Here is a 19,164-nt window from a genome sequence, read left to right on the forward strand (position 1 = left end):
CAAGCCCGCTCCCACATTTGGATGTGCAGTGTTTCGAGAATCGGGTTTCTTAACTCAAGCCCCGTGGCACTTCTTGAATTTCTTCTCGCTGCCGCACGGGCAAGGATCGTTACGACCCACGTCCTTCAACGTATTGCGCACCGGCTCCTGGTGAGCGTGGCCGCAGTTCGGGCCGTGGACATGGCCGTGGTCGTGATCATGATGATCGTGATCGTGGTTGCAGTCAGGACCATGGACATGGGGTTGCTGAGTCATCGATGTCGCTCCGGAATAAAATCGCCGGGGATTATCTCGCCATTGCGCAACACCTGCACGTCGTTCCCGATAAATAAACCGGTTTTCAACTCGCCTTCAAGACGATAGGGCACGGGATCGCGCGGATTTTTCAGCATGTCGACCACATCGCGGATCTGCGGCCACAGGTTGGTGCGCACCGATACCCGGAAAAAAGCGTGGCTGTGGGGTGGCACGGTCAGCCATTCGTTGGACTCGCCTTCGGTCAGCACCATCGTGCCGAGGCTGACCTTGTAAACCAGGCCGCGTACGGTCAGGTCGTTGTCGTCACGGTTATCCACGCGGAAATACAGCTTGAACTTCTGCTCCAGCAACTTGACCCGCACGGGGTCGACCTTGACCAGACGCACCTCGGGGGCGGGCGTATCGTCGGCGAACCACGACGCGCAGCCGGAGAGCCCCAGCATCAATGCCAGCAGAAGGCTGTAAGTCCTGAATACCCGCGCCTGAGAAACCATGCCGTTACTCCGTGTGAAGAGTCAGCATAGCAAGCGAGAGCCTGTCGGGTATCAATGAATGTCAGAGGTAGCCGGAACAGCACTTCTTGAATTTCTGCCCGCTGCCACACACGCAGGCGTCATTACGCCCGGCCTTCACGTCCACCGTCGGGTCGATAAAGTACCAGTGCTCATTGTTCTGTACGAAAGATGAGCGCTCGCGGTGGCTGTGTTCGCCGGTGCTGTCATGCCAGCGAGCGGTAAAGGTCACGAAGGCGTGTTCCGGCTGGCCGCCGAACACCTCGGAGCTTTCCACTGAAAGGCCCAGCCAGGTGCTTTGGGCGCTCCAGGCGCCGATGGCGGCCGTGTCCAGCCCGGCTTGCTGCGCAGGCAGGGTGGTTGCCACCAGGTAGTCCACCAGGCCCAGCACATAGGCGCTGTAGCGCGAACGCATCAACGCTTCGGCGCAGGGGGCCGGGTGGCCGGCGTGATAATGACCGCAGCAGGCATCCAGCAGGTTGCCGCTGCCGCAGGGGCAAATGGATGTACTCATCGGGTTACCACCAATACTTTCCAAAATTTTGCGGGTTGGCCCAGAAGCGGGCGTTCAGCCAATCCGGCACCTGTTTATAGTCAAGCAGATCATAGGTAAACAGCGTCAAAACCTGATCGTCGCGCTGGAAACGCTCGCTGGCTTGCAGGGCCAGGGAGAAGAAATCGGTGTCTTTCCAGTGGCAGGCCTCCAGGTCCACCAGCACCGCAATGCGACTGGCATTGAGGTTGCGGATGCCCCCCAGCAGGGTCAGGCCCGCAGGTTTTGACAGGTGTTCCAGGCAACCGACCGCCAGTGCCAGGTCAAAACGCTGGGCCGCGAGGTCGGTGGGCAAGGGGCCGGGCTCGGCGAAGGACACCACGGTATCCGGGTGTGCTTCCTTAAAGGCATCCAGCGCCGGGAACTGGCTGGCGCCCAATAACAGCAGGCGTTTGGGCGCGTGAAGATCAAGCAGCGCAGCGAGCGCTTGCTGGGGTGTACGGGAAGAAATACCGGCAGTCATCGAAGATCCTCACATCAGGACCGTAGAGACTAGCCTGCCTGAGCGTGCGGGCCTAGAGCGGGCGGCGAGAATAAACCGCTCGGCCCAATGAATACTGGGGTGTGACACGCTGGCGCAGATGAAAAGAGCCGTCTTTACTCCACTCGTCGGCCCCCGCCGATCCCCTCAGGAGAAAGTCAGATGAGCATCATGCGGACAGCTCTACCCTTGGTTCTGCTAACCGGAGTATTGACAGGTTGCGCAGGCTTGCAAAAAACCGACTGGCCCACCTGTGCCGCCGTCGGCGGTGTGACCGGTGCTGCCATTGGTGCGACCCAAAGCTCGTCCTATGCAGGCTACGGCGCACTGCTGATTGGCGGCATGGCTGGCGCCTATTGCTGGGTGCATGGCGACGGTGACGAGGACGGCGATGGCGTACCGGACAGCCGCGACAAGTGCCCAGGCACGCCAAAAGGCGTGCAGGTCGACGCCAATGGCTGCCCTCCGGTGCCGGTAGCGGTGGTTCAAGAGGAAGTGGTGGTGGTCAAGGAAGAAACCATCGTGATTCGTGACGTGCACTTCGAGTTCGACTCCGCGAAGCTCACGGCTGCCGACAAAACCAAGCTCGACGTGATTGCCACCCGCCTGAAAAAAGAGGCCCCGAGTGCGCAGCTGCGCGTCAGCGGGCATACCGACAGTGTCGGTAAAGATGCCTACAACCAGAAACTCTCTGAACGACGCGCTCATTCGGTGACCGACTACCTGGTCAGTTCCGGCATCCCGCGCAGCAGTTTTGTCTCCGTGACCGGCGCCGGCGAAAGCCACCCCGTAGCCGATAACAAAACCGCTGATGGCCGCGCGCTGAACCGCCGCGTGGAAATTCAGATCAACCGCTGACCCCGCCTCAAGGCCCCTGTGGAATCCCCAGGGGCCCCTTCATCAATTTTTTAATCCTTCACTGGCACAACGCCTGTAGAAGTCGTTACTGTGCGCCCAAAGAATAATGTGCAAGGGGAGCGTGCGGGATGAAGGTGTTTTGGGGGCTGGGTAAATTCTTGACGTTGCTGTTCTGGGTCGTGGTGGTGGTCAACCTGATCACACCGCTGATCAACCCGTTCCACCTGTTGGTCAACCTGGCCGGCAGCCTGTTGTTGCTGACCCATGTGCTGGAACTGCTGTTGTTCAACGGCAGTGTGAAAACCCGTGCCCATCCCTGGCGTGACCGCTTGCAGATCCTGCTGGTGGGTATGTTCCATGTGCAGAGCTTTTCGACGCCGACACCGGCTAATGATGTAAACAAGGAGGCCAATCATGCGTAAGGTTTTTCTGTTGGCCCTGCTGGTCAGCCCCATTGCCCTGGCCCAGAGCGTCAGCGTCGAGACCAACTCCTTGATGCGCCTGCCCAATAGCAGTGGTGTGTTGCAACTGGAGCGACTGGACGTGGCGGATTACGGCACCTTGCTGATTCCCGCCAATATCACCCAGGTGACCGTGGATGAACTGCACCTGGGCCGCGACGCGCGAATCGCCATCGTGCCTGGTAGCACCACGTTGCAACTGCAGGTGCGTCAGGCGCAGCTGGAGCAGGGCAGCCAGATCACCTCACGCGGCGCTCCCGGTACCCATGAGCGCCCGGCCAAGGCGGGGCGTGACCTGGTGTTGCGGATTAACTCGCTGACGGCCGATGAGCTGTCGGTGGATGCCCGCGGTGGCGCGGGTGCCCAGGGTTATGCCGGGCTGGATGGTGCCAACGGCGAAGACCCTGGCTGCACCTGGGGTTCGGCCGGGCGCGGTGCCAATGGCGACAACGGCGGCGACGGGCTGCCGGGCGCGGCGGGCGCGCAGGTCCGTGTGGAATTGCCGCAGGACTTCCCGGGCGAGAAGATCAAGGTCTGGGTGGACGGCGGAGCCGGTGGTTTGGCGGGCACGGCGGGCAAGCCGGGTAAAGGCGGGCAGTCCAAGGGGTGCCTGGTGTACCGCGCGGATGGCGGCGAAAAGGGCCGGGCCGGGTTGGAAGGGCAGCCGGGGCCAGCGGGGCCTGCGGGTGCTGTGACCATTCAGAGGCTCTGAGGCGACTGGCCTGACGCTTTCGCGAGCAAGCCCGCTCCCACATTTGAAACGCATTCCAAATGTGGGAGCGGGCTTGCTCGCGAAAGCGGTCTACTAGGCGCTTTAGAACATCGGCCGTGCCGAAGCAATCGCCACCAGCACCAACCCCACTATCAAGTTGATCCCCACCAATTTACGAATCTGCCCCAAGGCCGCAGCCCCGGCCGGCCAATCCTCCGCCGCCACCGCCACGCGCAGCTCCGGCAACTTCAGCGCCTGAATCCGGATAAACAGCGCCGTCATCACCACATACAACCCCATCATGACCTGTACATAACGCGGCGCGGTCTCAAACCCGCTGAAGCGCAGTTGCAGCAGGCCGACACCGCTGATCGGCAACACCAGCACCGCCACCCAGACCCACACGAAAAAACGTTGAAACACATTTACCCAGAGTTTCAGCCGGGCCGGCCCGTCCAGCGCGGCCATGGCGGCGGGGCGCAGGATCATCCAGGCGAAAAACATACCGCCGACCCAGATCAGGGCGGCCAGTACATGCAGGGTGTAAGCGAAGCTAAAGACGGTCATTGGGGTACTCCGTTCTGCGCGGGATTAATTAGCGGGGTATGATAGCGGCCGATCCGAACCACTGAAAATTTATCCAGCGTTTTTTGCGCCCGACTATCCATGATCAGCACTGAACTCAAAACCACGATCCAGGGCGCCTACTCGCGTTTTCTCGAAGCCAAGAGCTTGAAACCGCGGTACGGCCAGCGCCTGATGATCGCCGAAGTCGCCAAGGTCCTCGGGGATATCGATACCGACGACGAAGGTCGGCGCAGTGGCGACCCCGCCGTGGTGGCCGTCGAGGCCGGCACCGGTACCGGTAAAACCGTGGCCTACAGCCTGGCGGCGATCCCCACCGCCAAGGCCGCCGGCAAGCGCCTGGTGATTGCCACCGCCACCGTCGCCCTGCAAGAGCAGATTGTCTACAAGGACCTGCCCGACCTGATGCGCAACAGCGGCCTGAATTTCACCTTCGCCCTGGCCAAGGGCCGTGGGCGCTATATGTGCCTGTCCAAGCTCGACGTGCTGTTGCAGGAAGGTCACGCGCAAACCGCCACTGCCTCGCTGTTCGAAGAAGAAGGCTTCAAGATCGAAGTCGATGAGGTCAGTCAGAAGCTGTTTACCAGCATGATCGAGAAACTGGCGGGCAATAAATGGGACGGCGACCGCGACAGCTGGCCCAATGCCCTGGAAGACGCCGACTGGGCACGGCTGACCACCGATCACAGCCAGTGCACCAACCGTCATTGCCCCAACTTCGGCCAGTGCGCCTTCTACAAGGCCCGGGAAGGCATGGGCAAGGTAGACGTTATTGTCACCAACCATGACATGGTCCTCGCCGACCTGGCCCTGGGGGGCGGCGCCGTGTTGCCCGACCCGCGCGACACACTCTACGTGTTCGACGAAGGCCATCACCTGCCCGACAAGGCCATCGGCCACTTTGCTCACTACACGCGGCTGCGCTCCACCGCCGACTGGCTGGAAACCACGGCCAAGAACCTCACCAAGTTGCTCGCCCAGCACCCGCTGCCGGGCGACCTGGGCAAGTTGATTGAGCAGGTGCCGGAGCTGGCGCGGGAGATCAAGACCCAGCAGCAATTCATGTTCAGCGCCTGCGAACAGGTGGCAGACTTCAAGCCCGGCGAAGACGTGGAAGGCCGCGAACGGCCGCGCCATCGTTTCGTTGGCGGGCTGATCCCCGAGCACATGCGCGAAATGGGCGTCGAGCTGAAAAAGGGCTTTTCGCGCCTGACCGACTTGTTCACCCGTCTCACCGATTTGCTCAAGGAAGGCATGGATGGCGAGGTCAATATCGGCATCGCCAGCAACCAGGCTGAAGAATGGTACCCGCTGTTTGGCAGCCTGCTGTCCCGTTCCCAGGGCAACTGGGAGTTGTGGACCGCCTTTACCGTCGAAGACCCGGAAGACAACCCGCCCATGGCCCGTTGGCTGACCCTGTCGGAAAGCGGTGCGCTGTTCGATATCGAGGTCAACGCCAGCCCGATCCTGGCGGCGGAAATGCTCCGACGCAATCTGTGGAACGTGGCCTACGGTGCCTTGGTCACCTCGGCTACGCTGACGGCCCTGGGCACCTTCGACCGCTTCCGCATGCGCGCCGGGCTGCCGAAGAAGGCCGTCACCGCCGTGGTGCCCAGCCCGTTCCATCACGCCGACGCCGGTGTGCTGCGGGTACCGGACCTCAAGGCCGACCCACGGGATGCGCCGGCCCATACGGCGGCGATCATTCGTGATCTGCCATCATTGGTGGAGGGCTCACGGGGCACGCTGGTGTTGTTCTCGTCCCGCAAACAGATGCAGGACGTGTTCGACGGCCTCGACCGTGACTGGCGCAAGCAGGTGTTTATCCAGGGCAACCTGTCGAAACAGGAAACCCTGAACAAGCATAAGGCGCGGGTAGATGGCGGCGATTCCAGCGTGCTGTTCGGCCTCGCGAGTTTCGCCGAGGGTGTGGATTTGCCCGGCGCTTACTGCGAACACGTGGTGATCGCCAAGATCCCGTTCTCGGTACCGGATGATCCGGTGGAGGCCGCGTTGGCCGAATGGATCGAAGCCCGGGGCGGTAATCCGTTCATGGAGATCTCGGTGCCGGACGCCTCCTTGAAGCTGGTCCAGGCCTGCGGGCGCCTGCTGCGTACCGAAGAAGACCGCGGCACCATCACCTTGCTTGACCGGCGTCTGGTTACCCAGCGCTATGGGAAAGCTATCCTGAATGCTTTACCGCCGTTTCGGCGGGAAATTTCTTAAGGCCCAGTGGGCGAATTCGCCCACTTTGTGGTCTATCTCACCATCGCTTCACGTCATCAGGCCAGTCACCGGCCGTTTGGGAGAACCTTGTTCACATGATTCGCACGCTGCCCGCTGTTTTTGCCCTGTTGTTTGCCGCGCCATTGCTGGCTGCGCCTGCCGGGCAACAAACCTTGTTCAACTTTGTACGGCCCGCCGATGTGGTCAAGGTGGCGACCCAGGACGCCAGCCTGCCGCAATACAACGCCGAACAAACCGCTGAAGGCGAAGTGCTGCGCCGTATCACCTTCAACCCGGCGGCCGAACCGAGCCTGGTGCTCAGCCCGCAGACCGGCGCCTGGGACTGGTCGCAATCCGGTGCCATGAGCCTGCGTATTCAAAGTGCGATGGACTGGGCGCTGACCCTGTACGTCAAGGTGCAGAGCAATGACGGCCGAACGCTGTTCAGCCGTATCGACCTGCCAGCCGGTCCCGCGCAAACGCTGTTGATTCCGCTGCAAGCCAACTCGCCCCTGAGCCACGGGATGAAGGCCGGCCCGCCGATGCCGATCACCGTCGATGGCCAGCGCGTGCTGCTGGCCAGCAGCGAAGGGGAGATCGACCGCAGCCAGATCGTGTCGGTGACCCTGTCGATGATCAAGCCGAACGTTGCCCAAAGCATCTTGCTCGAACGCTTTGGCGTGCAGGACATCGCGCCGGTACTCAAGGCTACCTACAGCGATCTGGTGGACGCCTATGGGCAGTCCACCCGCGCCCGGTGGCCGGAGAAAGTCAGCAGCGACGAGCAGTTGAGGGCCGCAGCGGTCAAGGAACAGCAACAGCTCAAGGGCTGGCTGGCCGAGCGCGACAAGGCCTCCCTGGACAAATTCGGCGGCTGGAACAAGGGCCCGGCCTTTGACGCCAGCGGCTTCTTCCGCACCGAGAAGCGCGACGGGCGCTGGTACCTGGTGACACCGGAAGGCCATCCGTTCTACTCCCTGGGCGTCAACACCGTCGCCCCGGACAACAGCCAGACCTACGTAGCGGGCCGCGAATGGATGTTTGCCGCGCTGCCCAAGGCCGGCGAGCCTTTCGACAAATACTACGGCAGCGGTGACAGCCGCAGCGGCAATGGTGCCGATCAGGGGCGCAGCTTTAATGTCGGCCGCTGGTACGACTTCTATGGCGCCAACCTGCAGCGTACCTATGGCCAGCCGTGCGTGCCGCCGGCACCTTGTGCTCCGGAAGGTTTCGACCAGAAACGCTGGGTCAGCCACACCCTCGACCGCCTGCGGGCCTGGGGTTTCAATACTGTCGGCAACTGGAGTGCGCCGCAGCTGGCGACCGCCGACCGCGTGCCTTACACCTTGCCACTGTCGATCGTCGGTGATTACGCGAGCATCAGCACCGGCACCGATTGGTGGGGCGGCATGCCCGACCCGTTCGACCCGCGCTTCGCCATGGCCACCGAGCGTGCGGTGGCAATTGCCGCCCGTGACCATCGCGACGACCCGTGGCTGATCGGCTTCTTTGCCGACAACGAACTGGCCTGGGCCGGTCCCGGTGATGATGCGAAATCCCGCTACGCCCTGGCCTACGGCACCCTGCGCATGACCACCGACGTGCCGGCCAAGCGCGCGTTTCTCAAGCAATTGCGCGACAAGTACCGCAACCAGGAGGGGCTTTCCAGGGCCTGGGGCATCGAGCTGCCCGCCTGGGAACTGATGGAAGACCCGGGCTTTGTGCCGCCAATGCCAAGCCCGGAGCACCCGGAAATCGAAGCGGACTTCAAGTACTTCCAGAAGACCTTTGCCGACGCCTACTTCAAGACCATCTCCGATGCATTGAAATGGCATGCGCCCAACCAGCTGTTGCTGGGTGGCCGATACGCGGTCAGCACGCCGGAAGCGGTGGCGTCCTGCGCGCAATATTGCGATGTTCTGAGCTTCAACATGTACACCCTCAAGCCTCAGGACGGCTACGACTTTGCGGCCCTGCGGACGTTGGACAAGCCGGTGCTGATCACCGAATTCAACTTCGGCTCGGCGGACCGCGGCCCGTTCTGGGGCGGCGTGACGCAGTTGGCCCGGGAAGAGGACCGTGGGGTTGCCTACGCCAACTTCCTGAAGCAGGCCATGGCCGAGCCGTCGATCGTCGGCGTGCATTGGTTCCAGTACCTGGACCAGCCGGTTACCGGCCGTTTGCTTGACGGCGAAAACGGCCACTTCGGCCTGGTCGGCATCACCGATGTGCCGTTCCAGGGGTTTGTCGACAGTGTGCGCAAAAGTAACCTGGCTGCCGTCGATCAGCTGGGCAAGGAGGCCGAAAAGGCCAAGGCTGCCGCAGCGGTCCACGCCGGTGAGGGCGGCAAGCCCGGGCGTGAAGGCAATGCAGCAGCGCCGGGTGCAGAGCATTCCGGCGGGCATTCCGGCAAAGGTCATTGATGGGGGCTGATCGACGAGAGCGGGTTCACAAATCGCTCAATGGCTGGAACAATGTCGGCCACTTACTGTAGTACTTTTCCAAGGGGGCTTAGGTGCAGATTCAGGGTCATTACGAGCTTCAATTCGAAGCGGTGCGTGAAGCCTTCGCCGCGCTGTTCGACGACCCTCAGGAACGTGGTGCCGCGCTGTGCATCCAGATTGGCGGCGAAACCGTCGTCGACTTGTGGGCCGGTACCGCCGACAAGGACGGTGCCGAGGCCTGGCACAGCGACACCATTGCCAATCTGTTCTCCTGCACCAAGACCTTTACGGCCGTCACGGCGCTGCAACTGGTGGCCGAAGGCAAGTTGCAGCTGGATGCGCCGGTCGCCAAGTACTGGCCGGAGTTTGCTGCCGCGGGCAAGGAAGCCATCACCCTGCGCCATCTGCTCTGTCACCAGGCCGGGTTGCCGGCCCTGCGTGAAACGCTGCCCGCCGAAGCCCTGTACGACTGGCAGATGATGGTCGACGCCCTCGCCGCCGAAGCGCCATGGTGGAAGCTCGGGGAAGGGCACGGTTATGCGGCGATTACCTATGGTTGGCTGGTGGGCGAGTTGCTGCGCCGCGCCGACGGTCGTGGGCCGGGCGAGTCCATCGTGGCCCGGGTTGCACGGCCACTGGGCCTGGATTTTCATGTGGGGTTGGCAGATGAAGAGTTTTATCGAGTTGCCCATATAGCCCGAGGCAAGGGCAATGTTGGCGATGAGGCGGCACAACGTTTACTTCAAGTAACGATGCGCGAGCCGACGGCGATGACTACCCGTGCATTTACCAATCCACCGTCTATTCTGACCAGCACTAATAAACCCGAATGGCGGCGTATGCAGCAGCCAGCGGCAAATGGTCACGGTAATGCGCGAAGTCTGGCGGGTTTTTATAGTGGGCTGCTCGACGGTAGTTTGCTGGAAGCCGATATGCTCGAAGAGTTGACCCGCGAACACAGTATCGGCCCGGATAAAACCTTATTGACACAAACGCGGTTCGGGCTGGGTTGCATGTTGGATCAACCGCACGTGCCAAACGCCACGTTCGGCCTTGGCCCACGGGCCTTTGGGCATCCCGGGGCCGGTGGTTCGGTGGGGTTTGCCGATCCGGAACATGATGTAGCCTTTGGTTTTGTGACCAATACATTGGGCCCTTATGTACTTATGGACCCGCGGGCGCAAAAGTTGGTAAGAATATTGGCCGGTTGTCTGTAAATAGCTTGCTGTCTTGCGTTTTTTTGTTACAAAGGCACATACAAAAAGACGCTAGGCGAAATGTTGTAACTTTAATGTTCCAGAAGCGTCTGTTTAACGGGTCATTCAGGCCCCTGGTTTTTTCTCATTTTGTGGATATCTCATGTTATCGAACAAGTCCTTGGCACTGGCGCTATGCCTCACTATTACTGGCTGTGCACAAACCCCACAAAATGATGCCGAGGGCGGGCATTGGTGGTCATTTGGCTCCGATAAGGCTGCTACCAAGGACGCAGTGAGCCAGGCCGACACCAAGCCGGATGCCAAGCCGGCGGTCGCGGCCAAGGCGCCAGCGCCGGTAGCACCGGCTGCTGCACCTGCACCTGCACCGGTTGCGAAGGCGGATACCGGCTCGAGCTGGTGGCCGTTCTCGTCGAAAGCCGACGACGCCAAGGCAGACCTGAAGGCCGACCTCAAGGCGGCAACGCCTGCCTCCGGCGCCCCGGCTGATGCACCGGCCGCTGCACCTGCCGTTGCCAAGACGGATACCGATACCAAATGGTGGTGGCCGTTCGAAAGCAAGCCAAAGCCATTGGCCAAGGTCGACGTCGCCAACATCCCGATGCCTGATCCAAAAATCACCCAGGCCTGGCTGGACGACTACGAGCCACGCCTGCGTCTCGCGATCAAGGACAGCAACCTGCAACTGGAACGCCGTGACAACGTATTGGTGGTGATTGCCCCGGTTGATGGCTCCTACAACCCGAAACGCCCGGCGATGTTGCTGCCGGTGACCCTGGGTCCGTTCACCCGTGTTGCCAAGGCCGTTGAAGGCGATCCGAAGACCGCCGTACTGGTCCTGGGCCATGTAGATACCTCGGGTGCCGAGCCGGTGAGCCAGGCCCTGACCAAGGAACGTGCACAGTCCATCGCTTCGATCTTCAGCCTCAGCGGCCTGAAGCAGGACCGCCTGATGCTGCGTGGCATGGGCGACCTGATGCCGCGTGCCGCCAACGACAGCAACCAGGGCCGCGCCCTGAACCGTCGCATGGAAATCATGTTCACCCAGCGCACCACCATGCTGGCCTTGTTGAGCAAGTACAACTCGGCCAATCCGCCGAAGGCTGAAATGGTCGCTGTGCAGGACGTTCCTGCTCCAGCCGCTGCTCCGGTCAAAAAAGCTGCCGCTCCGGCGAAAAAAACCGTCGCCAAGAAAGCTGCCGCCAAGCCGGCTGCCAAAAAGGCCCCGGCCAAGCCTGCTGCTAAAAAGCCAGCACCTGCCAAGGCCGCCGCTCCAGCTGCTACCAACGACCAGGCGAAGAACTGATTATTTGAGCAAGAAGGATAAAGCCGCATGACCCAGGCACTGGCCGATATGCGCCGTGACTACACACGGGACGGTTTGAGCGAGGCCCAGGCCCCGGATGAACCGTTTGCCTTGTTCCACCAGTGGTTCGCCGACGCGGTGAAAACCGAACAGCCACCGGTGGAGGCCAATGCCATGACCCTGGCTACGGTGGACCAGGACGGTCGCCCGCACTGCCGGATCCTGCTGCTCAAAGGCCTGGATACACAGGGCTTTACCTTCTTCACCAATTATCAGAGCGCCAAGGGCGAACAACTCGCGGCGCGACCGTTTGCCGCCATGACCTTCTTCTGGCCGACCCTGGAGCGCCAGGTGCGCATCGAAGGTCGGGTGGTCAAGGTCTCGCCCGAGGAGTCGGATGCTTACTTCCAGGTCCGTCCCCTGGGTAGCCGCCTGGGTGCCTGGGCTTCACCGCAAAGCCGGGTAATCAGGGACCGCGAAGAGTTGCAGGCGCTGCTCAAGGCCACCGAACAACGCTTCAGCGATACCCAGCCTGATTGCCCCGAACACTGGGGTGGTTACCGCCTGCTGCCGGAGCGCATCGAGTTCTGGCAAGGCCGCGCGAGTCGTTTGCACGACCGCTTGAACTTCCGCTTGCAGGGGGCCGACTGGACCCGTGAGCGCCTGGCGCCCTGAGCCCACCTTTCGTCACCTCGCCTGAATGTAGCGCTGCACGCCGAAGTCTCTAGTCAGAGGCCTTGGATGGGTAGCGCTGCGCTGCGTTATGCGGCCGTTAGCTACAATGATGACAGCGTCCATCAAGATCCTGAGGGAGGTGGGAACGCTACCGTTCGTCGAGTTTTTCGGTACAGGTTCTCTGTACTAAGGCTGAATGAAAACAATTTTCTGCCCGGCATGCCGTGACAGGCGGCAAGCCACAGCGGTTTAATGGATACCTGTCCTTTGGAGTTGATGCTATGCGTAAGTCCGTTTTACTAGTTGCCTGCTTTACCACCCTGTCGCTGCTGCTGGGTGGCTGCGCCTCGAGTCTGACCGGCGACTCGTACTCCCGTGACGAAGCTCGTCGTGTACAGACTGTTCGCATGGGCACCATCGAATCCCTGCGTCCGGTGAAAATCGAAGGCACCAAGACCCCAATCGGCGGCGCTGCGGGCGCAGTCATCGGCGGCGTTGGCGGCAGCGCCATCGGCGGCGGCCGTGGCAGCATCGTGACCGCCGTTATCGGCGCAGTCGCCGGCGGCCTGCTGGGCTCGGCCACCGAGGAAGGCCTGACCCGCACCCAGGGTGTTGAAATCACCGTCCGCGAAGATGATGGCAGCATGCGCGCCTACGTCCAGGCGGTTCAAGAGAACGAAATCTTCCGCATCGGCGACCGCGTCCGCATCATGACGGTGGACGGAACCAGCCGCGTTACTCGCTAAGGGTAAGGTTGCAGGAAAAGAAAAACCCCAACCGGGTGGCCGGTTGGGGTTTTTTGTTGGAGAAAATCCGGGACGTCAGGTGAACATCTGAATATCGTCAAGTGCGTCTTGTACGACCCCACTCAGAGAAGGAGATTTTCTTTTTGCTTGCTGCAGCACGGGCGTAACCTTCGCCATATCCAACTCACCGAAACGGCGCGCAATGTGGCCTATCGCAATGATGGCAGCCGACGCGATGTCCTCGTTGTCATTGTTTGCGTACTTGAGACAGGTTTCTTGTGCCCAGATAGCATCTGTCTCGTTAAGGCCGATGGATATTAGAGCTTCTGTGACCTTGGTCAGGTCATTAGTGGCTATAAAGCTTATAGCTTCATCCTGACTTAAAGAAGGGTCGTGATAGCGCAAACTCATTTTTCGGCTCCCAGAATCTTTCCTTTTCGATCTGTTTTGTTCGCTTTTATTAAAGCATTTTTCATCTCTTGTCTTAGCTCACTCCACAGTCTCACATGACCGTGGTAAACGCCTTCTGAGGTGCGATCGATCACTACAAACTCTTTTGTGTGTGGGTCAATCCCTATGCGTCTACGTGAGTTTGGCGGATTCAGCTCTACCGAGTTATTAAGCGCATCCAGGCCGTTAGTCGGCTTTCTGCTTTTGACAGCGTTATCTTTTTTTCCATGATAGGGGGCGTCCTCATACCTCAGGCTTACGACGATATACAGAGGTCGAATACCCGAACCCGCCGGAAACACCAGAATAAAATCCCTGTATTCCGGCGGATAGATCGGATCAACGATGATGTTGTCGGCCTTCTCGGTTGGCGGATACACCCAGATTTGCGGCGCCTGCGGTGCAGCCTCCAATGCAGGAATGCCGAGGGTGCCAGCGGGGTCGACAGCAGGCGTCCAGATCAGCTCGACGCCGTCGCCCAAGTCCGCGATCTGCTGCGTGCCGCGCTGGCCAAACTGCACGACATCAACCATTTCCCAGTCGCGATTTTTCCCGGTGTAGAAGGCGTATCCCTTGAGCGTGCCGTCAGCAAGTTGCTCGATATGCAGGCGGGCTCGGGTGCGTGCCCGTGGCATTGAGCGCAGTTGACGGTCGCTGTAAAGCGCACTATCGCCCAGGCTGGAGGGCCAGACGAGGGCTGCAACCCCAAGCATCAGTCCGGCCCCAGCTGTTCCAACACTCGCTGCGATGCTGGAGGCGCCACTAACCGCTGAGCCACCCAGTGCCAATGTCCCTAGCCCAGCCGGGAGTGCGCTGCCGCTGATCTTTTTGAGTGACAGCAGCCCCTCGATGTCCGTTTCACGACCACCCAGCAGAACGTGCTCGCCATAGTCTCCTATGGGGTCAAGCGGTACATAGCCGGATGGATTGTTGTAGTCGATGTGGGCGTCCGGCAGGTTGCAGGACTTGGCGAATACGCAGCCCGCGATGGGCAATGTTGCTGGCGGTCGCTCCACTTTGCGTCTGGCCTCGTAGACCTCCTGACGGGCAAGCATGGCTTCGTATGCTCGCTGCCTGGCCTCACGATCAGCCAGCTCGCGCTCGCTCATGTACTCGAGCCGACGGTAACCCCCCGTGCCGGTCCCGTAGCATCGCCAGACTTGGGGGATATCCTTGCTGTTTGCCATCGTGCCCTCCTGGCGTGTTGCATAACGACGTCCGGCGGCGGAGCCGGGAGCACGACGTTATTGCAAGCCGCGGAGGGGGGATGTAGGACGCTTCTGTGAGATGGCGCCGAATGGGCCGAGAGGAGACTGGAGCCGGCAAGCCGGCTCCAAAAGTGATTAGACCTGAGCGAGTGCCTGCTTGCGACTGGCCATCGCCGTTACTGCATACCCGATCAGCGCCGCCAGTATCGACCCGGTCAGGATGCCCATCCGGTCCATACCCGCGTATTCACTGCTGCCCGGCACAAACGCCAGGGAGCCGACAAACAGGCTCATGGTGAAGCCGATGCCGCACAGGACCGCCACGCCCAGCACCTGGCCCCAGTTGGCGCCGGCGGGCAGTGCGGCAAGGCCGGTTTTTACCATGACCCAGGTGAAACCCAGTACGCCAACGGTCTTACCCAGCAGCAGGCCGGCGGCGATGCCCATTGGCACGTGGTGGGTGAAGCTTTCCAGGTTGACGCCCACCAGCGAGACGCCGGCATTGGCAAAGGCAAACAGCGGCAGGATCGCGTAGGCCACCCAGGGATGCAGGGCGTGTTCCAGGGTCAGCAGCGGCGATGGCTCGGCGTTTTTGGTGCGCAGCGGGATGCAGAACGCCAATGTTACGCCCGCCAGGGTGGCGTGTACGCCGCTCTTGAGCACGCAGACCCACAGGATCAGCCCGACAATCATGTAGGGCCCCAGCTTGACGACACCCAGCCGGTTCATGGCTATCAAGGCGATCAGGCATGCCGCTGCGCCGGCCAATGACGCCCCGGACAGGTCGGTGGAGTAGAAGATGGCGATCACGATGATTGCGCCAAGGTCGTCGATGATGGCCAGGGTCATCAGGAACAACTTCAGCGAAACCGGCACGCGCTTGCCCAGCAGGGCCAATACGCCCAGGGCGAAGGCAATGTCGGTGGCCATGGGGATTGCCCAGCCACCCAGGGCGGCCGGGTTGTCCTTGTTCAGCGCCCAATAGATCAGCGCCGGCACGACCATGCCGCCGATGGCTGCCGCTCCCGGCAGTACCACTTGCGAAGGCTTGGACAGTTGGCCGTCGAGCAACTCGCGTTTGACCTCAAGGCCGATCAGCAGGAAGAACAGGGCCATCAGGCCGTCGTTGATCCACAGCAGCGCCGGCTTGGCGATTTTCAGGGCGCCGATTTGTGCGATCACCGGCACGTCGAGAAAACTCGCGTAGAGGTGCGACAGCGGTGAGTTGTTGATGATCAGCGCCAAAGCGGCAGCAGCGATCAGGAGCAGACCGCTGGCGGCTTCCAGCTGGAAGAAACGGGTGAAAGTGCTACGCAGAGGCAAGGGATGCTCTCCAATCAAAGTTCAATAGGTGGGTACCCTAACCCGTACCGTTAGTTGTTAAAACAAAAGTTATATTCTTATTTGTTATAAGGAATCGGTCTGATCACTTGCGCGCCAGACCCCGAAAATTGTGTGTCCAATTGAGTCATGACTGTATCTGTGTGGAGTGTAGGAAACATCCTAAGATCAGGTCTGAAATCCTTAGAGAAACCGATCATGAGCGACAACCGCCAATGGGCCCGCGAAGCCATTCGCATTATTGAAGCGGACTTCCAGCGCAGCGCCGACACCCACCTGATCCCCTTGCCAATGCAGGGTTTGCCGGGTATCGAGTTGTATTTCAAGGATGAGTCCAGCCATCCCACCGGCAGCCTGAAACATCGGCTGGCGCGTTCGTTGTTCCTCTATGCGTTGTGCAACGGCTGGCTCAAGCCCGGTGCACCGGTGATCGAAGCCTCCAGCGGTTCCACGGCGATCTCCGAGGCGTACTTCGCCAGGCTGCTGGGCTTGCCGTTTATTGCGGTGATGCCGGCCACCACTTCCCAGGAAAAGATTGCGCAGATCGCGTTCTACGGGGGCAAGAGCCATCTGGTGCAGGATCCGACGCAGATCTACGCCGAATCCGAGCGCCTGGCGCAGGAAAGCGGTGGTCATTTCATGGACCAGTTCACCTATGCCGAACGTGCCACTGACTGGCGCGCCAACAACAACATCGCTGAATCGATCTTCCAGCAACTGCGCTTTGAGCGTTATCCGGAGCCGAGTTGGCTGATTTCCAGCCCCGGCACGGGTGGCACCACGGCGACGTTGGGGCGTTATGTGCGTTATCGCCAGCACTGCACCCGAGTGTTGTGCGCGGACGCGGAGCGTTCGGTGTTTTTCGACTACTACCTGAGCGGCGACGCCAGCCTGCGCCTGGACTGTGGCTCGCGCATCGAAGGCATTGGCCGGCCACGGGTTGAGGCGTCGTTCCTGCCGAAAGTGATTGATGCGATGGTCAAGGTGCCGGATGCGCTGTCCCTGGCGGCCATGCATTACCTGGCGCAGCGCTTGGGGCGGCGAGTAGGCGGCTCAAGTGGCACCAACCTGATCGGTGCATTGATCGCGGCGCAGCAGATGAAGGCGGCAGGGGAGTCGGGCTCGATCGTGGCGATCTTGTGCGACGGCGGTGAGCGCTATGCCACGACCTATTACGATCAGGCCTGGCTTGCAGGGCAGGGGTATGAGTTGGAGGGTTTGATTGCGGCCGTTGCGGCGAGTGTCGAGCGGGGGCAACCGTTGCCGGAAAGCATCCTGCGCGCCAATATCTAAAACACCGCATTATCAATGTGGGAGCGGGCTTGCTCGCGAATGCGGAGTGTCAGCCAATACATGATTCGGCTGATCCACCGCATTCGCGAGCAAGCCCGCTCCCACATTTGATCTGCTGCGTTTTCAGCGCAGTGGTTAAGCCTCCAGGCCCAACATATCCCGCGCCAGCGCCTCGGCAATCCGAATCCCGTCGACACCCGCCGACAAAATCCCACCGGCATAACCGGCACCTTCGCCCGCCGGGAACAGGCCTTTCACGTTCAAGCTTTGCATCGACTCATTACGGGTAATCCGCAGCGGCGAAGAAGTGCGGGTCTCGATCCCGGTAAGGACCGCGTCGTGCAGCGAGTAGCCCTTGATCTGCTTCTCGAACGCCGGCAACGCTTCGCGGATGGCTTCGATGGCAAACTCCGGCAACGCCAGCGCCAGGTCACCCAGGGCTACGCCGGGCTTGTAGGATGGCTCCACGGTACCGATGGCGGTGGACGGCTTGCCGGCGATGAAATCACCCACCAGCTGCGCCGGTGCTTCGTAGTTGCTGCCGCCGAGGATGAACGCGTGGGATTCCAGGCGTTCCTGCAACTCGATCCCGGCCAGCGGGCCGCCCGGGTAATCCACTTCCGGGGTGATGCCCACCACGATCCCCGAGTTGGCGTTGCGTTCGTTACGGGAGTACTGGCTCATGCCGTTGGTTACTACGCGGTTCGGCTCTGATGTCGCCGCGACCACGGTACCGCCCGGGCACATGCAGAAGCTGTACACCGAACGGCCGTTCTTGGCGTGGTGCACCAGTTTGTAATCGGCGGCCCCGAGTTTCGGGTGGCCGGCGTACTTGCCCAGGCGTGCAGCGTCGATCAGCGACTGCGGGTGTTCGATACGGAAACCCACCGAGAACGGCTTGGCTTCCATGTACACGCCACGGCCATGCAGCATGCGGAAGGTATCGCGGGCGCTGTGGCCGAGGGCCAGGATTACGTGCTTGGACAGGATCTGCTCGCCGCCATCCACCACCACGCCATTCAACTGGCCGTCTTCGATCAGCACGTCGGTGACCCGCTGCTCGAAGCGCACTTCACCGCCCAGGGCGATGATCTGCTGGCGCATGTTTTCCACGACGCCGGTCAGGCGAAACGTACCGATGTGCGGCTTGCTGACGTAGAGGATTTCATCTGGCGCACCGGCCTTGACGAACTCGTGCAGCACCTTGCGACCGTGGAATTTCGGGTCCTTGATCTGGCTGTAGAGCTTGCCGTCGGAGAAGGTCCCGGCGCCGCCTTCACCGAACTGCACGTTGGATTCCGGGTTCAGCACATTCTTGCGCCAAAGGCCCCAGGTGTCCTTGGTGCGCTGGCGCACTTCGCGGCCGCGCTCGAGGATGATCGGCTTGAAACCCATCTGTGCCAGCAACAGCCCGGCGAAGATCCCGCACGGGCCAAAACCGACGACGATCGGCCGCTCGGTCAGGCCTTCCGGCGCATGGCCCACGACCTTGTAGCTGATGTCCGGCGCCGGGTTGACGTTGCGGTCGTCGGCGAACTTGAGCAGCAGGGCCGCCTCGCCTTTGACTTCCAGGTCGATGGTGTAGATGAAGCACAGCTCCGACGATTTCTTGCGGGCGTCGTAGCTGCGTTTGAACAGGGTGAAATCGAGCAGGTCATCACTGGCGATGCCCAGGCGTTGCACAATGGCAGGCCGCAGGTCTTCTTCGGGATGGTCGATGGGCAGCTTGAGTTCGGTGATTCGTAACATGACAGGAATCCGGTAGGCGGCGGGCAAAGAGGCCGGCTGTTTTGCAAACCGGCGATTATAAGCCCCAACAGCGGTTTCCCGTCATGCTA

At 61.1% G+C, this 19,164-nt stretch carries 19 protein-coding genes; 10 read left to right on the forward strand and 9 right to left on the reverse strand.

The genetic code is table 11. The features are described 5' to 3' along the window. Positions 1–54: 54 nt before the first annotated feature. From V6607_RS06520 to V6607_RS06535, 4 genes are all read right to left on the reverse strand, one after another. The gene (locus V6607_RS06520; RefSeq protein WP_003213695.1) at positions 55–255 is read right to left on the reverse strand and encodes an SEC-C metal-binding domain-containing protein; all 201 of its coding nucleotides are present in this window, start codon (positions 253–255) and stop codon (positions 55–57) included. Beyond that, complete coding sequence (locus V6607_RS06525; RefSeq protein ID WP_003213697.1) at positions 252–752, reverse strand: LEA type 2 family protein; 501 nt, start codon at positions 750–752, stop codon at positions 252–254. The genes V6607_RS06520 and V6607_RS06525 overlap by 4 nt, the downstream gene beginning before the upstream one ends. Positions 753–813: 61 nt before the next feature. After that, positions 814–1,284: a YchJ family protein gene (locus V6607_RS06530; RefSeq protein ID WP_003213699.1), complete on the reverse strand. Its 471-nt coding sequence runs from the start codon at positions 1,282–1,284 to the stop codon at positions 814–816. A gap of 4 nt (positions 1,285–1,288) precedes the next feature. Then, positions 1,289–1,786: a DUF6231 family protein gene (locus tag V6607_RS06535; protein ID WP_008432105.1), complete on the reverse strand. Its 498-nt coding sequence runs from the start codon at positions 1,784–1,786 to the stop codon at positions 1,289–1,291. A 180-nt stretch (positions 1,787–1,966) separates the two neighbouring features. Between V6607_RS06535 and V6607_RS06540 the strand changes: the two genes are divergently transcribed. The 3 genes from V6607_RS06540 to V6607_RS06550 all read left to right on the forward strand — a co-directional run bounded on the left by V6607_RS06540 (position 1,967) and on the right by V6607_RS06550 (position 3,835). Next, positions 1,967–2,662: an OmpA family protein gene (locus tag V6607_RS06540; protein WP_008432103.1), complete on the forward strand. Its 696-nt coding sequence runs from the start codon at positions 1,967–1,969 to the stop codon at positions 2,660–2,662. 128 nt (positions 2,663–2,790) lie between these two features. After that, on the forward strand, positions 2,791–3,084 hold the full coding sequence (locus V6607_RS06545; RefSeq protein ID WP_087694264.1) for a DUF1145 domain-containing protein: 294 nt from the start codon (positions 2,791–2,793) through the stop codon (positions 3,082–3,084). Continuing rightward, a complete protein-coding gene (locus tag V6607_RS06550; protein WP_003213707.1) occupies positions 3,077–3,835 on the forward strand; it encodes a hypothetical protein in 759 nt (252 codons plus the stop codon). The genes V6607_RS06545 and V6607_RS06550 overlap by 8 nt, the downstream gene beginning before the upstream one ends. Before the next feature lie 102 nt (positions 3,836–3,937). On the opposite strand, the gene V6607_RS06555 is transcribed toward V6607_RS06550, so the two are convergent. Continuing rightward, positions 3,938–4,402 carry a CopD family protein gene (locus tag V6607_RS06555; protein ID WP_003213709.1) on the reverse strand — a complete coding sequence of 155 codons (465 nt, stop codon included), beginning with the start codon at positions 4,400–4,402 and terminating at the stop codon, positions 3,938–3,940. 99 nt (positions 4,403–4,501) lie between these two features. Here V6607_RS06555 and dinG point away from each other — a divergent pair, with 99 nt between their 5' ends. The 6 genes from dinG to V6607_RS06585 all read left to right on the forward strand — a co-directional run bounded on the left by dinG (position 4,502) and on the right by V6607_RS06585 (position 13,034). After that, a complete protein-coding gene (dinG, locus tag V6607_RS06560; RefSeq protein WP_008432096.1) occupies positions 4,502–6,646 on the forward strand; it encodes an ATP-dependent DNA helicase DinG in 2,145 nt (714 codons plus the stop codon). Between the two features lie 95 nt (positions 6,647–6,741). Beyond that, positions 6,742–9,069 carry a beta-galactosidase gene (locus tag V6607_RS06565; RefSeq protein WP_134325847.1) on the forward strand — a complete coding sequence of 776 codons (2,328 nt, stop codon included), beginning with the start codon at positions 6,742–6,744 and terminating at the stop codon, positions 9,067–9,069. Positions 9,070–9,161: 92 nt separating this feature from the next. Further along, entirely contained in the window at positions 9,162–10,307 is a 1,146-nt protein-coding gene (locus V6607_RS06570) for an EstA family serine hydrolase (protein WP_003211696.1), read from the forward strand. Positions 10,308–10,449: 142 nt separating this feature from the next. Beyond that, positions 10,450–11,613 carry an OmpA family protein gene (locus V6607_RS06575; protein WP_134325848.1) on the forward strand — a complete coding sequence of 388 codons (1,164 nt, stop codon included), beginning with the start codon at positions 10,450–10,452 and terminating at the stop codon, positions 11,611–11,613. A gap of 27 nt (positions 11,614–11,640) precedes the next feature. After that, positions 11,641–12,288 (forward strand): pyridoxamine 5'-phosphate oxidase, encoded by a 648-nt coding sequence (gene pdxH, locus V6607_RS06580; RefSeq protein WP_003211693.1) that lies wholly within the window; start codon positions 11,641–11,643, stop codon positions 12,286–12,288. A gap of 281 nt (positions 12,289–12,569) precedes the next feature. Continuing rightward, positions 12,570–13,034: a glycine zipper 2TM domain-containing protein gene (locus tag V6607_RS06585; protein WP_003189251.1), complete on the forward strand. Its 465-nt coding sequence runs from the start codon at positions 12,570–12,572 to the stop codon at positions 13,032–13,034. 75 nt (positions 13,035–13,109) lie between these two features. On the opposite strand, the gene V6607_RS06590 is transcribed toward V6607_RS06585, so the two are convergent. From V6607_RS06590 to nhaA, 3 genes are all read right to left on the reverse strand, one after another. Continuing rightward, complete coding sequence (locus V6607_RS06590) at positions 13,110–13,445, reverse strand: hypothetical protein (RefSeq protein ID WP_134325849.1); 336 nt, start codon at positions 13,443–13,445, stop codon at positions 13,110–13,112. Beyond that, positions 13,442–14,671 (reverse strand): S-type pyocin domain-containing protein, encoded by a 1,230-nt coding sequence (locus tag V6607_RS06595; protein WP_134325850.1) that lies wholly within the window; start codon positions 14,669–14,671, stop codon positions 13,442–13,444. Before V6607_RS06595 ends, V6607_RS06590 begins: the two co-directional genes overlap by 4 nt. A 156-nt stretch (positions 14,672–14,827) precedes the next feature. Continuing rightward, positions 14,828–16,015: a Na+/H+ antiporter NhaA gene (nhaA, locus tag V6607_RS06600; RefSeq protein WP_134325851.1), complete on the reverse strand. Its 1,188-nt coding sequence runs from the start codon at positions 16,013–16,015 to the stop codon at positions 14,828–14,830. A gap of 213 nt (positions 16,016–16,228) precedes the next feature. Here nhaA and V6607_RS06605 point away from each other — a divergent pair, with 213 nt between their 5' ends. Continuing rightward, positions 16,229–17,326, forward strand: a complete 1,098-nt coding sequence (locus tag V6607_RS06605) for a PLP-dependent cysteine synthase family protein (RefSeq protein ID WP_173406096.1) — start codon at positions 16,229–16,231, stop codon at positions 17,324–17,326. Between the two features lie 135 nt (positions 17,327–17,461). Here the strand turns inward: V6607_RS06605 and V6607_RS06610 are convergent, their stop codons facing one another. Beyond that, positions 17,462–19,075: an NAD(P)/FAD-dependent oxidoreductase gene (locus V6607_RS06610; protein WP_102368251.1), complete on the reverse strand. Its 1,614-nt coding sequence runs from the start codon at positions 19,073–19,075 to the stop codon at positions 17,462–17,464. Positions 19,076–19,164 lie beyond the last annotated feature (89 nt).

The organism is Pseudomonas sp. KK18 (assembly GCF_037094675.1).
GTDB lineage: Bacteria > Pseudomonadota > Gammaproteobacteria > Pseudomonadales > Pseudomonadaceae > Aquipseudomonas.

Excerpts from the sequence above, each read along its gene's own strand:
- V6607_RS06520 (WP_003213695.1), bottom strand. The coding sequence starts at position 255 with ATGACTCAGCAACCCCATGTCCATGGTCCTGACTGCAACCACGATCAC.
- V6607_RS06525 (WP_003213697.1), bottom strand. The coding sequence starts at position 752 with ATGGTTTCTCAGGCGCGGGTATTCAGGACTTACAGCCTTCTGCTGGCA.
- V6607_RS06530 (WP_003213699.1), bottom strand. The coding sequence starts at position 1,284 with ATGAGTACATCCATTTGCCCCTGCGGCAGCGGCAACCTGCTGGATGCC.
- V6607_RS06535 (WP_008432105.1), bottom strand. The coding sequence starts at position 1,786 with ATGACTGCCGGTATTTCTTCCCGTACACCCCAGCAAGCGCTCGCTGCG.
- V6607_RS06540 (WP_008432103.1), top strand. The coding sequence starts at position 1,967 with ATGAGCATCATGCGGACAGCTCTACCCTTGGTTCTGCTAACCGGAGTA.
- V6607_RS06545 (WP_087694264.1), top strand. The coding sequence starts at position 2,791 with ATGAAGGTGTTTTGGGGGCTGGGTAAATTCTTGACGTTGCTGTTCTGG.
- V6607_RS06550 (WP_003213707.1), top strand. The coding sequence starts at position 3,077 with ATGCGTAAGGTTTTTCTGTTGGCCCTGCTGGTCAGCCCCATTGCCCTG.
- V6607_RS06555 (WP_003213709.1), bottom strand. The coding sequence starts at position 4,402 with ATGACCGTCTTTAGCTTCGCTTACACCCTGCATGTACTGGCCGCCCTG.
- dinG (WP_008432096.1), top strand. The coding sequence starts at position 4,502 with ATGATCAGCACTGAACTCAAAACCACGATCCAGGGCGCCTACTCGCGT.
- V6607_RS06565 (WP_134325847.1), top strand. The coding sequence starts at position 6,742 with ATGATTCGCACGCTGCCCGCTGTTTTTGCCCTGTTGTTTGCCGCGCCA.
- V6607_RS06575 (WP_134325848.1), top strand. The coding sequence starts at position 10,450 with ATGTTATCGAACAAGTCCTTGGCACTGGCGCTATGCCTCACTATTACT.
- pdxH (WP_003211693.1), top strand. The coding sequence starts at position 11,641 with ATGACCCAGGCACTGGCCGATATGCGCCGTGACTACACACGGGACGGT.
- V6607_RS06585 (WP_003189251.1), top strand. The coding sequence starts at position 12,570 with ATGCGTAAGTCCGTTTTACTAGTTGCCTGCTTTACCACCCTGTCGCTG.
- V6607_RS06590 (WP_134325849.1), bottom strand. The coding sequence starts at position 13,445 with ATGAGTTTGCGCTATCACGACCCTTCTTTAAGTCAGGATGAAGCTATA.
- V6607_RS06595 (WP_134325850.1), bottom strand. The coding sequence starts at position 14,671 with ATGGCAAACAGCAAGGATATCCCCCAAGTCTGGCGATGCTACGGGACC.
- V6607_RS06610 (WP_102368251.1), bottom strand. The coding sequence starts at position 19,075 with ATGTTACGAATCACCGAACTCAAGCTGCCCATCGACCATCCCGAAGAA.